Here is a 478-nt window from a genome sequence, read left to right as displayed (position 1 = left end):
GACATGGCCATCGCGCGTCAGCGTCCCGCGCCGGGCCTCACCCATCACTCGGACCGCGGGGTGCAATTTGCGGCCCATGAGTATCGCAAGCGGTTGCGGCAGCATGGCATCGTCTGCTCCATGAGCCGCAAGGGTGATTGCTGGGACAATGCGCCGATGGAGAGCTTCTACGCCACGCTGAAGGGCGAGCTCGTTGAGCAATGCGACTACCTGACGCGCGATGACGCCAGGGCTGACGTATTCCAGTTCCTGGAGGGCTGGTACAATCGACGTCGCTTGCATTCGGCCCTGGGCTATCTCACACCAGAGCAGAAGGTGGCGGCGTTCCATGCGGCTGCTTCGGCCGCGCAACACTGTCCGTGAAGGCGGCTCTTCCGCAGGAAGCGTGGTTGATGCTGCCAAGTGCGCTGCGGCTTGGCTGGCCCAGTAGTAACATGCGGGATGAAGGACCTTCACCTCCTGCCAGGATGCCGCATCC

The 478-nt window shown here is 63.2% G+C and carries 1 protein-coding gene; it reads left to right on the top strand.

What is annotated here, in order from left to right; translation table 11 throughout:
- The coding region (locus tag E2C06_RS36960) for an integrase core domain-containing protein (RefSeq protein ID WP_165982931.1) at positions 1-363 on the top strand (363 nt) is incomplete at its 5' end.
- Between the last annotated feature and the right edge of the window lie 115 nt (positions 364-478).

The organism is Dankookia rubra, from assembly GCF_004355005.1.
Classification (GTDB): domain Bacteria; phylum Pseudomonadota; class Alphaproteobacteria; order Acetobacterales; family Acetobacteraceae; genus Paracraurococcus; species Paracraurococcus ruber_A.
This window is presented reverse-complemented; position numbering and strand designations above follow the sequence as displayed.